The following is a 12,172-nucleotide window of genomic DNA, read 5'->3' as shown; positions in this document are numbered from 1 at the left end:
CGCGCATTCCCTCGCCTGGTCGCATCCGGCTCGGAACGCTGGCTGCTTGGGGAGGAGTATTGGAAGGGGGGGTAGGGTTCGTACAATATTAATTGGGCGAGGGGTTGATATGCGTTCGATATGGGGGAATAAGTGGTGGATGTACTGGCCTCTTCGCGAGCAAGCCCGCTCCCACATTTGAAATACATACTCCTGTGGGAGCGGGCTTGCTCGCGAAGGCGTCAGTGTTGTGTACGCAAAGCCAACTGCTTGACCGCCTCAACCACCGGCGCCACTCGCTCGGCCTGGCCCGGCGGCCACACCGCATACAGGTTGTAATGCGCCGCAATCTGCGCCTCGTTCAACATCACCAGACGCCCGCTGCGCAACGCATCCGCCGCCAGCAGTCCGCGCACCAATCCTGCGCCGACCCCGGCCTCGGCCGCCGCGATCAGATTGGCCGCGTTATCGAACACCACCCTTGCCGCAGGCTCGACGGGAGGCATGCCCGCCGCGTCCAGCCAAGGAATCCAAGAGCGTCGCGTATAGCCCAGCAACGGCAGTTCGAGGATCTGTGACGGGCTCAGCGGTAACTGCAAACCGTGCCGCTCAAGTAGTCGGGGCGACGCCACCGCCATCACCCGATCCCCGCAAATCTGCGTCATCTCGCAGTCGTCCCAATCGCCATAACCGTAGCGCAGGGCCAGGTCCACGCGTTCAAATGTGCTGCGGTCCGAGCGCGGCATCGACAACAACACCACCTCATGCTCGGGCAACAGGTCCAACAGCTGTGGCAAGCGCGGATTGAGCCAGCTCTGGGCCAGTTCGCTGTCTACGTCGATCGTCAGCCTCTGCGCCACACTGCGGTTCTTCACCGAAGACAGCGCCCGGTCGATTTGCGCCAGGCCGTCGGACAGCACGCTGGCAAACAACTGCCCGGCGTCGGTCAGGTTGCTGCCACCCCCTTCGCGCACGAACAGCGGCTGACCGATGAAGTCTTCCAGGGAGCGGATCTGCTGGCTGATGGCGCTGTGGGTCAGGTCCAGTTTGCGCGCGGCGCTGGAGAAACTGCCGCTGCGGGCGGCCTGGATAAAGGCACTCATGGACTGCACCGACGGGTATCGCTTGTACATGCTGTTAGTCCTACTTACACAGGATGGCAGAAATCGTCGCTGGCCCGATTTTCACCAGGCTTCCAATAATCGAGCACCAGGCCTGCACAAAGACGGGCCGCTCTCTTGGAGCCTGACAATGATCGAATTCACGGTAAACGGCGAACGACGCGAGCTGGTAGAGACGTCCCCCTCCATGCCCTTGTTATGGGTGCTGCGTGACCATTTGAAACTCACCGGCACCAAGTTCGGTTGCGGCATGGGCCTGTGCGGCGCCTGCACTGTGCATCTGGACGGTGTCGCGGTGCGGTCCTGCCAATTGCCGGTGGCCGCCGTGGCGGGGCATCGGATCACCACCATCGAAGGCCTGTCGCCCACTGGGCAGCATCCGCTGCAACTGGCCTGGGTTGCCGAAGATGTGCCGCAATGCGGTTACTGTCAATCCGGTCAGATCATGTCCGCCGCCGCGTTGCTCAGCAGCGGTGCAGAAGTGAGCGACGACTCGATCCGCAATGCCATGTCCGGCAACCTGTGCCGCTGCGGCACCTACGGGCGGATCAACAAAGCGATCAAGCGCGCAGCCAACGCGCCGAAGGAGGCGTGATGTCGATTTCACGGATGGATCTCTCGCGACGTACGTTTCTCAAGCAAACCGCGACCGCTGCCAGCGGCCTGGCCATCGCGTTTTACCTGCCCTGCGGCTTGTCTGCGACAGACCCCATGGCCCCGGCACCGGCCAGTGACTTCGAACCCAATGCCTGGGTGCGCATCCTGCCCGACGGCACGGTGAAACTGGTGGTGCACAAGCACGATTCCGGCACTGGCACGCACACCGCGCTGGCCGCGTGCGTGGCCGAGGAGCTGGACGTCAACCCGATGACTGTGCAGGTGATCTCGCCGGAAAATCCGTTCTTCGAAACCTACATTCATCCGATCTGGAAGGTCTTCTCCACCGGCGGCAGTACCAGCGTGTCGCTGGAGTACGAGCGCCTGCGCATGGCCGGGGCGACGGCGCGCACGCTGCTACTCACCGCCGCCGCCAGGCAGTGGAAAGTCAGCGCCGACACCTGTACCACAGAGGAGGGGCGCGTCGTGCATCCGGCGAGCCAGCGCAGCCTTGGTTACGGTGAGCTGGCCGTGGTTGCCGCGCATCTGCCGGCACCGGCCAAGGTCACGCTCAAGGAACCGGCGCAGTTCAAGTACATCGGCAAGCTGCGGCACAAGCGCGACGCCCAGGCCAAGGTCTGCGGGCGCTTCAAATACAGTATCGACGTGGAGCTGCCGGGCATGTTGGTGGCGGTGATTGAGCGCGCGCCCGTGGTCGGGGCGAGTGTTGTATCGGTGGACAGCACGGCGGCGCTGCAGGTGTCGGGGGTGCGCAAGGTGATCAAGGTGCCGGGCCGTCCCGACGTGCTCGGCGGTAACGTCGAAGGCGTGGCGGTGTTGGCGGATCATTACTGGGCCGCGCATCAGGGCCGCGCGTTGCTCGAGGTGCAATGGAGCGACTCGCCGCTGGCCGGTTTCGACAGCGATGAACTGCACAAGGTCCAGGCAGCTGCGCTGGCAGACAAGGGCGCACAACGGGTCCGTGCAATGGCTGCCGGGGACGTGAGCGGACAATGGCCGAACGCCGCGAAACTGCTCGAAGCCGAGTACCGCATGCCCTACAAGGTGCAGAATCCGCTCGAGCCGATTTGTATCACTGCACAGGTCAAGGACAACGCCATCACCTGGTGGGGCGGCGTGCAGGTGCCTTCCTCGGCCCTGGAGGCGGCGCAAACGGTGTGCCAGATCGCCCAGGACAAGGTCACCCTCCATGAGTTGGTGTCCGGCGGCAGCTTCGGTGCGCGGGAAGCCAAGTACTGGTTGTTCGAAGTGGCGTACCTGGCGCAGCAAACCAGGGTGCCGGTAAAACTGATGAACAGCCGTGAAGACGAAATGCGTTCGTTGTTCATGCACCCGGCCACGCTCCATCGGGCCAAGGGGGCGCTGGACGCCCAGGGACACTTGACGGCGTTGCAGCTGGAGGCCGTGTCACCCGCCTCGCCAGAGCAGTGGGAACCGGGCTACTTCGAACGTCCCGATAAAATGGACTACAGCACTACCGAGGCCATCACTGCGTGGGATTTTGCCTATCGCCCGGCAAACCTCGACCTTACCTGGGTCAGGCACGAAACCCGGGTGCCCAGCGGCTGGTATCGCTCGGTGAGCTTCATCCCCAACGTGTTCGCCGTGGAGAGCTTCATGGATGAGCTGGCCCATGGCGCAGGGCAAGACCCGTTGGCCATGCGCCTGGCCAACATGCAGGATCGGCCACGGCACGTTGCGGTGCTCAAAAGCGCTGCCGAGCGCGCCGGTTGGGGCCAGCCCCTGCCTGAAGGGACGGCATTGGGGATCGCCACCAACCAGGGCTACAGCAGTTTTATCGCAGTGGTTGCACGGGTGTCGAAACAGGATGGCGCGGTCAAGGTCGAGAAGCTCACCTGCGTTGTCGATTGCGGTCTGGCCGTTTCGCCCGGCGGCGTCGAAGAACAGATCTACGGCGGCCTGATGTGGGGCCTGGGGCACGCCTTGTTCGATCGCCTGGACATCAGGCAGGGCAGGGTGGTGCAGAGCAACTTCCACGATTACCGGGTAGCGCGCATGTCGGACATGCCGGCGCTGGACATCCTGCTGGTCGAAGGTGATCCGGGCAAGCCCGGTGGTGTAGGCGAGCTGGGCAGCCCATCGGTGGCCCCGGCCATCGCCAATGCCCTGTTCAGCCTGACCGGCGTGCGCCAGCGCTCGACGCCCTTGAACCTGGGGTAGTTGGCATGGACTTGCGCCTGTTGCGCTACTTCATGGCGCTGGCCGAAGAGCTGCATTTCGGCCGGGCCGCCACCCGCTTGCACATTTGCCAGCCTCCGCTGAGCCAGCAGATTCGGCTGCTGGAGGAGGAACTCGGGACGCCGCTGTTCGAGCGCAGTCATCACCGGGTTGAGCTGACCGCCGCTGGGCAGGTGCTCAAGGAACAGGCACCGCTGGTGTTCGAACAGCTCAACCGTGCGCTCGACCTGACACGGCAAACCGGTCGCGGCCAGTTGGGCGAGCTGGAAATCGGCATGATCAGTTCGGTAATGGTCGGTGTGCTGCCTCGGGCCTTGCACCTGTTTCGCGAACGTTATCCGCAGGTGAGCTGGCGCCTGCATGAGATGACGCCGGCGGCGCAGGTCAAGGCGCTCAAGGAAAAACGCATCGACGCCTGCGTGTTTCGGGTCGGCTATGACGATCCGCAGTTGCGCAATGAACTGCTGATCTACGAGCCGATCCGGGTGGTCATGCCGGTCGATCACCCGTTGGCCGCAAAAGAGCTTCTGGCACCCGCGGACCTGGCGCCCGAGCCGTTCGTGGCGCTGGAGCTCAAGCAATCGCGGTTTGCCGATTTTCTCTACCAGTGCTGTATCCAGGCCGGATTCACGCCGCAGATCCGCCAGCAAGTGATCGAGGTGCAAACCTTGCTCAGCCTGGTCCGCGCTGGTTTCGGCGTGGCCTTGTTGCCGGCCTCCATCGAACAGCTGGCGCCGGCAGGCCTGGTGTTCCGGCGCCTGACCCCGGCGTTGCCGGAGGTGCCGTTGTACGCTACCTACCGAGCGGACGACGATTCACCGGTGCTCAAGCTCTTTCTCGATACGCTGCGTGAGCTGGTCTTGCAAGACCGGTTGTCTTGACACACAACCTTGTGGGAGCGGGCTTGCTCGCGAAGGCGGTGGATCAGTCCCTGAATCTGTTGAATGACACACCGCCTTCACGAGCAAGCCCGCTCCCACACGTTCTTTGCACTATCCGAAAAACGGGCGGTCGGAGACTTCACAGAGTCACCCAACTTGTGGAGTCGCAATGAGCCAGGACGTCCTGACCACCGAAACCAATCGCCGCCAGTTGCAGCAGATCATCGCCGGGCTGACCGACGGGGTTATTCTGCTGGACCCCGATCAGTGCATTCTCTGGGCCAATGACGCCGCGCTGGCGATGCACGGCGTCGAGCGCATCGGCGATCTGGGGGCCAATGCCAAGGAATATGCCAAGCGCTTCGCGTTGCGGTATCGCAATAACCATCCGGTCCCGGCGCACAGCTACCCGATCAACCGCGTGGCACGCGGCGAGACCTTCAACGATGTACTGGTAGAGGTGACGCCAGCGGCGGATGACGGGCCCATGTGGGTCCATCGCGTGCGCAGCCTGGTGCTGGCTGACAACCGAGGCGAGCCGGAATCGCTGGTATTGATCATGGACGATGTCACCGACTGGGCAAGCGCCGAGCAGCGTTTCGAAAAAACCTTTGCCGCCAACCCGGCGCCCGCGGTGATTTGCCGTCTCAGCGATTTGCGTTATATCAAGGTCAATCCGGGGTTCCTCGAGATGACCGGTTATGCCCGTGACCAGGTGATCGGCACGTCGACCTACGAGCTGGATGTGCTGGCACAGGCTGAAAACAGGGATCTGGCGAAACAATGCTTACGCGACGGCAGCACGATTCCCCAGATGCAGGCCGAATTGCAATTACCCGCAGGCGGTAACAAGCAAGTGATCGTCGCCGGCCAGCCCCTCGAGCTGCATGACGAACCCTGCATGCTGTTTTCCTTCGTCGACATGGAGCCCCGGCGCAAGGCCGAAGTGGCCCTGCGCCAGAGCGAGGAGCGGTTTGCCAAGGCCTTTCGCCTGACGCCGGTGCCAACCTTGGTGTGCAGCGCCAGCGACCAGGTGGTGATGGATGTCAATGACGCGTTCCTCGATACCCTTGCGTACTCCAGCGACGAGGTGTCCGGCAAAACCATCGCCGAGATCGAGATCTTCCATGATAAGGGGGCTCGCACGCGGTTCTTTACCACCCTGGAGAAAACCGCAAGGCTGGACCGCGTTGACGTGCGTGTGCGCAGGAAAGACAACGAGCTGATCGATTGCGCCGTTTCCGCCGACACCGTGAACATCCAGGGTAGTCCTTGCTACCTGTTGGTGTTGATGGACATCACCGAGCGCAAACGCACCGAGCTGGAATTGGTGGCGGCCATTGAGGAGGTGATGAAAGATGCCTCGTGGTTCAGTCGCACGCTGATCGAAAAACTCGCCAACGTGAAGAACGTCAACGCACCGCAGTTACCCAGCGTCTCCTTTACCGACCTGACAGCTCGGGAGCGCGACGTGCTGGAACTGATCTGTGCAGGCCTGGCGGACAAGGAAATCGCCGCGCGCCTGAAACTGGCGACGAATACCGTGCGCAACCACGTTGCGACCGTGTATTCCAAGCTTGACGTGCACAGCCGCAGCGAGGCGATTGTCTGGGCGCGCGAACGCGGACTGTTTTCCAGTGCATGGCGTCCAAAGCCTTGAGGGTAAGGTGCAAATGCACTACTCGAGGGGGTGCAAACTCAGGTTCTGGCAGGCAGGTGGCAAGCCTTAGGCTAGGAGCGGGCGAATGACGTTTACAGATCATTCATCCTCCCCTGGTCGTAAAAGGAACAGCCATGCTCGACGAACGCATTACCCACGCACTGGATGGCCGCGGTGGGCTGTCGCAATGATTTATGTGGCGCAGCTGCGCACGCAGCTTGAACGGACCTTTTCGCCATTGGCCTGTGAATGCAGTATCACTGGCGATCATACCTTGACCATCAAGCTCTACCACCCGGTGTCGGGACAAGTCGATCTGGTGGTCAGCGGATTGAACGTAACCCTGCTGCAGACGCCCGAATCGGTGGCGACGCTTATCGAAGAATTGAGGTATGAACTGGAGTGCAACAGCCTGCAGCGCCCGGATCCGGTAGTGTAGGAATTGCCAGCTTTGAGATGCCCGGACGAGTGAATACGCGATAAAACTGTACAAAAGTGATTTTTCTCCAGCCGCGCCGTGAACTTTCCAGCGGTGTTCTGTTGTCACACAAACGTGTACATCCTTTTTCGCGGGTCAGCCTATGAAAAGTCTTGGGAAACGCGTTTTTGCTCCTGTGGCACTGTGTGCCGTGATTATCGGTGGCTGCTCCAGTCCGCCGCCGCCTCCACCTGCTGCACCACCACCGCCGCCTGAAACGACCTGCCAGACCTCGGATAGCACCCAGGTAATGGGCGATATGCGGGCGGAAGGGGAGGTAAAACGCGAAACAACCGTGACGCGGTGCGTCACCCAGTAAAAACGTACATCCCTCCTGTAGGAGCGAGCATGCTCGCGATGGTCGTTAACGATAACGTTGGGAACCTGACAACCCGTGTCGTTCTCAGGTCCATCGCGAGCATGCTCGCTCCTACAGGGGATGCATCAGATCAGGACAGGAACCCACCGTCGACGTTCAGCGAAACGCCCGTGGTGTAGCTCGATGCGTCGCTCGCCAGGTACAGCACGGCACCGGCCATCTCGCTTGGATCTGCCACGCGCTTGAGCGGGATCTGCTGCAGCGCAGTGTTCAGGATCGCCTCGTTCTTCACCAGCGCCGACGCAAACTTGGTATCTGTCAAGCCCGGCAGCAGGGCGTTGCAGCGGATGCCAAACTGCGCGCATTCCTTGGCGAACACCTTGGTCATGTTGATCACGGCTGCCTTGGTCACCGAGTAGATACCCTGGAAGATCCCGGGAGAGACGCCGTTGATCGAGGCGACATTGATGATGCTGCCGCCGCCGTTTTCGCGCATCAGCTTGCCGGCTTCCACTGACATGAAGAAGTAACCGCGGATATTGACGTCGACGGTCTTCTGGAAGGCGCTGAGGTCGGTGTCCAGCACATTGCAGAATTGCGGGTTGGTCGCGGCGTTGTTGACCAGGATGTCCAGGCGCCCGAACTGCTCCTTGATGTCGGCGAAGACCTGGCTGATCTGTTCCATCTCGCCGATGTGGCAGGCAATGGCGGTGGCTTTGCCCCCGGCGGCGATGATCGCGTCCGCCACGTGCTGGCAGCCCTCGAGTTTACGGCTCGAGACGATCACGTGGGCGCCTTGCTGGGCCAGCAGTTTGGCGATGGCTTCACCGATGCCGCGGCTGGCGCCGGAGACGAATGCGATCTTGCCGTCGAGGTCGAACAACTGAGTCTTGGACATGATTTTTCCTTGTTATGGAGCCGAAATCGCCTTCTGTAGGAGCCCGGCTTGCCGGCGAAGGCGTACCTGATGTCGCCTTCGCCGGCAAGCCGGGCTCCTACAAGTGGTGTGGGGTATCAGAGGCTGGATGTGTCGATGACCTGCAAGCTCATCTGCTCCAGCAGTTTGTTCATGTGAATGAACTGGGCGAAGCGTTTGTCCTGGGTCTGGCCATGGTAGAAGCGGTAGTAGATTTGCTGCACGATACCGGCCAGGCGGAACAGGCCGTAGGTGTAGTAGAAATCGAAATTGTCGATTTCGATGCCTGAACGCTGGGCGTAATAGTCGACGAATTCGCGACGGGTCAGCATCCCTGGTGCGTGGCTGGGCTGACGGCGCATCAACTGTACCGGCGCCGGATCACCGGCTTCGATCCAGTAGGCAAGGGTGTTGCCCAGGTCCATCAACGGGTCGCCCAGGGTGGTCAGTTCCCAGTCGAGCACGCCGATGATCTGCATCGGGTTGTTCGGGTCGAGGATGACGTTGTCGAAGCGGTAATCGTTGTGCACGATGCTGGAGGTCGGATGATCGGCCGGCATCTTGTCGTTGAGCCAGGCTTTCACTGCTTCCCACTGCGGCGCATCGGAGGTCAGCGCTTTCTCGTAACGATCGCTCCAGCCTTTGATCTGCCGCGCCACGTAGCCTTCGGGCTTGCCGAGGTCGCCCAGGCCGTAGGCGTTGTAGTCGACACGGTGCAGTTCGACGAACTTGTCGATGAAGCTCTTGCACAGCGCTTCGGTCTTTGCCGAGTCCAGCCCCAGTTCCGGCGGCAGTTCGGAGCGCAGGATGATGCCGTTGACCCGCTCCATCACATAGAACTCGGCACCGATCACCGCTTCGTCCGTACAGTGCACGTAGGCTTTCGGGCAATACGGAAAACCTTCGCGCAGTTGATTGAGGATGCGGAATTCGCGCCCCATGTCATGGGCAGACTTGGCTTTGTGACCGAAGGGCGGGCGACGCAGGACAAACTCCTGTTCGGGGTACTCCAGCAAGTAGGTGAGGTTGGACGCACCGCCCGGGAACTGGCTGATCCGTGGCAGGCCGCTCAAGCCCGGAATATGGGCCTTGAGATAGGGATCGATCAGGCTGGCATCGAGTTCTTCGCCGGCGCGGGTGCGGGTGGATTGGTCAGTAAGCGTCATGCTTATCCCTTCTGCTTATTCTGGAGGCCTGAAACTATTGGCTAATCTAATGCGCGCACCCGGCACCCACAACCTCGAACAGCCCTTATAGGTGAGCGTGTTGCCGGGCAATCATTGCTTTTGATACACCTGTTTGAATTGCTTTACTGGACGGCTTGAGTAACCACACCCTGGGGCAATTCGATGGGGGTCAGCACGGGCTGGCCGGAAAAATACGCCACGAGGTTGCGCCCCACCAGTTCCACGGTGCCTTGGGTGGCCTCCGGGGAAAGCCCGGCCACATGCGGGCTGAGGATGACGTTCGCCAGGGCCTTGAGGGCATCAGGCACCTTGGGCTCGGCATCGAAGACATCCAGCGCGGCACCGGCGATCCGTCGCTGCTCAAGTGCGGTAATCAGGTCGGCTGTGACCACTACGCTGGCGCGGGCGATATTGACGAAAAATCCGTTCGGCCCCAGGGCCTCGAGCACCTGCCGATTGATCAGGTGCTTGGTGCCCAGCCCTCCCGGGGTGGCGGCGATCAAAAAGTCCGAGGCACGGGCCAGTTCGGTGGGTGTCGAGCAGAACTTGTAGGGCACATCGCTGCGGTGCTGGCGGTTGTGGTAACTCACCGTCATGTCGAAGCCCGCGGCGGCACGTTTGGCGATGGCCATGCCGACCGCGCCGAGGCCCAGAATGCCCAAGCGCTTGCCGGCCAGGGAAGGGCGCATGATTTTTGGCCATTCACCCCGACGTACCGCGGCATCGCAGCGGGGGATATCGCGCACCAGCGACAGCAGCAATGACATGGCATGGTCTGCCACCGAGGAGGCGTTGACCCCGGCGCCATTGGTGACGGTGATGCCCCGGTCGGCGGCGGCTTGCAGGTCGACCTGTTCGTATCCGGCGCCAATCACGCAGATGATCTTGAGGTTGGGCAGGGCGGCGATTTCATCGGCGTAGAGACCGAGAGGGCCCCGGGTCAGGACGGCGTCGATCTGGCCGCTGTGTCGGGTGATGGCCTCGGCGCGCTCGGCGGGCGTGGGCGCCAGGATCAGGTGAAAGCCCTGATGTTCGAGAATGGGCAAGTAATCATTGATGGTTTCAACCAGTACCAGAACGGTTGCAGGCATGCTTTGCTCCTGTGGGCAGCGGGCAGTCGGGCGCGAACGTCGGTCGAGAGTGCTGGTTGCGAACCATTTTGGCAATCTCACTGGCGTCGCTCCTCAGTGTAGGAGCTGGCGAAGCTTGCGATCTTTTTAAGGCAGCGAATATTTTTGATGACACCGAATATTCAATCCGGGGCAGGGGGCTCTGTCAGAAAACTCTGGGCTGCCTCGAGGATTTCCTCCGACAGGGCGTCGCCCCGGGTGGCCCGCGCCAGTGTCAGCGCGCCGACCATCAGTGAGTACTGCACCAGCGCCTGCTGCCGGTTTTCGGCGGCATCGTCCGAATCCATCAGTTCGCCCAGGGCATCGAGCAGTCGGTTCAGGCCGGCCATGAACGGCTCGCGCAGGCTGCTGTCGGCGTGCTCGTGGCACATGTCGCCGGCAAAGGCCACCACCGGGCAGCTTTCACCGGGGTTATCGCGGCTGTAGACCGACAGGTAAGGCTTGATCAGTGCCTGGCGCGCCGCCGCCTTGTCGTCGCCCTGGGTGATTCGTTCGCGCCATCGCGTACCCACTTCTTTGAATGCCCGCTCGCTGGCCTCCCTGGCCAGCGCTTCCTTGGACTGGAAGTGACCATAGAAACCGCCATGGGTCAGCCCCGCCGCCGCCATCACGTCGACGACGCTGATCCCATGCAGGCCACGTTCACGAAACAACCGTGTGGCGGCCTCGACGATGATTTCACGGTTGAGGTCGGCTTGTTTGCGGGATACGCGGGGCATGGGCGGCTCACAGGGCAATAAGTTGGCGATCAGAGTGCGTATTGGGCAATGCCATTGCCGAACGACCAGTTCTCTTTCTTCACTTCCACCAGATTAATGAAAACATCCTCCAGGCGCACGGCCAGTTGCGTGTTGAGGCTTTCGACGATGGTTTTGTAGAGCAGCTTTTTCTGCTCCAGGGTTCGGCCTTCGCTCAGGGTGATCTGGATCACCACCAGGTTGTCGGTGCGCTGGATACCCAGGTACTGGGGATCGAAGATGAAATGCTGTTCGTCGTGCTCGGCGAGGATCTGGAAGTTATCGTTTTCCGGCACGCCAATCGCGCTGCGCAAGGCAGCGTAGATCAGTTGTCCGACGCGTTTGGCGTAGGTGGGGTCCTGCTGTTTCTTGAGGTCGACGCGAACCAGGGGCATGGGATGACTCCAGAGGGTTGACAGGTTCTCTAAAAATACATGATGAACGACCTTTATCCAGCGCATATCGTCGTCTAGCCTAGATTGCGAAGCGTTTCATTTTTTGTTGGTATGGGTAGTGACAAAATAGGGGCGAGACGGAGCTATCTGTCATCGGTGATGGATTTCTTTTTCAAGAAAATTGGTACCAGATTTTGGTTTGGCATTTTCCGTTTGTATGCCGTAGCAGTGGCTTGTGTCGACGCGCGTCTGGCACAGGAAAAAAGCCTTGTGCTGAATACGGAGTGACAAAGAATAGGAAGGGGTTGTTGAACAATCGTAATTAGAAGAGAGAGGCATACCGCAAAAGGACGGCTGTGAGACAGGCTTTGGGAGTCGACTAGGCTTTGTGCAGGCTCTTTTGGCTGGAAGGGCGTTCAAATACCCGCCGCTTGCGCTAAAGACATCAATCTTTACGTGTTTTTATGAATAGATGAAGTTGTTATGTAAGCTAGATCGGGAGTTAGGCTTGTTGTGTTGTTCCAGAAACCTAGCACTGGACTATTTGTTTGG

Annotated in this window: 11 protein-coding genes; 5 read left to right on the top strand and 6 right to left on the bottom strand. The window is 60.8% G+C overall.

The features are described from left to right. Positions 1 to 221: 221 nt before the first annotated feature. Complete coding sequence (locus CGA21_RS08350) at positions 222 to 1,112, bottom strand: LysR substrate-binding domain-containing protein (RefSeq protein ID WP_188263968.1); 891 nt, start codon at positions 1,110 to 1,112, stop codon at positions 222 to 224. A gap of 118 nt (positions 1,113 to 1,230) precedes the next feature. On the opposite strand from CGA21_RS08350, the gene CGA21_RS08345 reads away from it, so the two are divergent. The 5 genes from CGA21_RS08345 (at position 1,231) to CGA21_RS08325 (ending at position 6,897) form a co-directional block, all read left to right on the top strand. Next, the gene (locus tag CGA21_RS08345; RefSeq protein WP_020801001.1) at positions 1,231 to 1,695 is read left to right on the top strand and encodes a (2Fe-2S)-binding protein; all 465 of its coding nucleotides are present in this window, start codon (positions 1,231 to 1,233) and stop codon (positions 1,693 to 1,695) included. Beyond that, positions 1,695 to 3,899, top strand: a complete 2,205-nt coding sequence (locus tag CGA21_RS08340) for a xanthine dehydrogenase family protein molybdopterin-binding subunit (protein ID WP_188263967.1) — start codon at positions 1,695 to 1,697, stop codon at positions 3,897 to 3,899. The genes CGA21_RS08345 and CGA21_RS08340 overlap by 1 nt, the downstream gene beginning before the upstream one ends. A gap of 5 nt (positions 3,900 to 3,904) precedes the next feature. Beyond that, positions 3,905 to 4,798 (top strand): LysR family transcriptional regulator, encoded by an 894-nt coding sequence (locus tag CGA21_RS08335; RefSeq protein ID WP_110752043.1) that lies wholly within the window; start codon positions 3,905 to 3,907, stop codon positions 4,796 to 4,798. Between the two features lie 169 nt (positions 4,799 to 4,967). Continuing rightward, complete coding sequence (locus CGA21_RS08330; protein WP_188263966.1) at positions 4,968 to 6,458, top strand: helix-turn-helix transcriptional regulator; 1,491 nt, start codon at positions 4,968 to 4,970, stop codon at positions 6,456 to 6,458. Between the two features lie 187 nt (positions 6,459 to 6,645). Beyond that, positions 6,646 to 6,897, top strand: coding sequence for a DUF1652 domain-containing protein (locus CGA21_RS08325; RefSeq protein WP_110752047.1), 252 nt, complete (start codon positions 6,646 to 6,648; stop codon positions 6,895 to 6,897). A gap of 488 nt (positions 6,898 to 7,385) precedes the next feature. Here the strand turns inward: CGA21_RS08325 and CGA21_RS08320 are convergent, their stop codons facing one another. From CGA21_RS08320 to CGA21_RS08300, 5 genes are all read right to left on the bottom strand, one after another. After that, positions 7,386 to 8,153 carry an SDR family oxidoreductase gene (locus CGA21_RS08320; protein WP_110752049.1) on the bottom strand — a complete coding sequence of 256 codons (768 nt, stop codon included), beginning with the start codon at positions 8,151 to 8,153 and terminating at the stop codon, positions 7,386 to 7,388. Positions 8,154 to 8,269: 116 nt separating this feature from the next. Beyond that, positions 8,270 to 9,337 (bottom strand): phosphotransferase family protein, encoded by a 1,068-nt coding sequence (locus CGA21_RS08315; RefSeq protein WP_188263965.1) that lies wholly within the window; start codon positions 9,335 to 9,337, stop codon positions 8,270 to 8,272. 143 nt (positions 9,338 to 9,480) lie between these two features. Then, on the bottom strand, positions 9,481 to 10,449 hold the full coding sequence (locus CGA21_RS08310) for a 2-hydroxyacid dehydrogenase (protein WP_179054168.1): 969 nt from the start codon (positions 10,447 to 10,449) through the stop codon (positions 9,481 to 9,483). A 161-nt stretch (positions 10,450 to 10,610) separates the two neighbouring features. Then, positions 10,611 to 11,207: a TetR/AcrR family transcriptional regulator gene (locus CGA21_RS08305; protein WP_110752054.1), complete on the bottom strand. Its 597-nt coding sequence runs from the start codon at positions 11,205 to 11,207 to the stop codon at positions 10,611 to 10,613. Positions 11,208 to 11,236: 29 nt separating this feature from the next. After that, positions 11,237 to 11,620 carry a tautomerase family protein gene (locus CGA21_RS08300; protein ID WP_110752056.1) on the bottom strand — a complete coding sequence of 128 codons (384 nt, stop codon included), beginning with the start codon at positions 11,618 to 11,620 and terminating at the stop codon, positions 11,237 to 11,239. Positions 11,621 to 12,172: the final 552 nt, after the last annotated feature.

The sequence above is a fragment of the Pseudomonas sp. PSB11 genome, from assembly GCF_014596605.1.
Taxonomy (GTDB): domain Bacteria; phylum Pseudomonadota; class Gammaproteobacteria; order Pseudomonadales; family Pseudomonadaceae; genus Aquipseudomonas; species Aquipseudomonas umsongensis.
This window is presented reverse-complemented; position numbering and strand designations above follow the sequence as displayed.

Coding starts and splice junctions, on each gene's coding strand:
- CGA21_RS08350 (WP_188263968.1), bottom strand. CDS start 1,112: ATGTACAAGCGATACCCGTCGGTGCAGTCCATGAGTGCCTTTATCCAG.
- CGA21_RS08345 (WP_020801001.1), top strand. CDS start 1,231: ATGATCGAATTCACGGTAAACGGCGAACGACGCGAGCTGGTAGAGACG.
- CGA21_RS08340 (WP_188263967.1), top strand. CDS start 1,695: ATGTCGATTTCACGGATGGATCTCTCGCGACGTACGTTTCTCAAGCAA.
- CGA21_RS08335 (WP_110752043.1), top strand. CDS start 3,905: ATGGACTTGCGCCTGTTGCGCTACTTCATGGCGCTGGCCGAAGAGCTG.
- CGA21_RS08330 (WP_188263966.1), top strand. CDS start 4,968: ATGAGCCAGGACGTCCTGACCACCGAAACCAATCGCCGCCAGTTGCAG.
- CGA21_RS08325 (WP_110752047.1), top strand. CDS start 6,646: ATGATTTATGTGGCGCAGCTGCGCACGCAGCTTGAACGGACCTTTTCG.
- CGA21_RS08320 (WP_110752049.1), bottom strand. CDS start 8,153: ATGTCCAAGACTCAGTTGTTCGACCTCGACGGCAAGATCGCATTCGTC.
- CGA21_RS08315 (WP_188263965.1), bottom strand. CDS start 9,337: ATGACGCTTACTGACCAATCCACCCGCACCCGCGCCGGCGAAGAACTC.
- CGA21_RS08310 (WP_179054168.1), bottom strand. CDS start 10,449: ATGCCTGCAACCGTTCTGGTACTGGTTGAAACCATCAATGATTACTTG.
- CGA21_RS08305 (WP_110752054.1), bottom strand. CDS start 11,207: ATGCCCCGCGTATCCCGCAAACAAGCCGACCTCAACCGTGAAATCATC.
- CGA21_RS08300 (WP_110752056.1), bottom strand. CDS start 11,620: ATGCCCCTGGTTCGCGTCGACCTCAAGAAACAGCAGGACCCCACCTAC.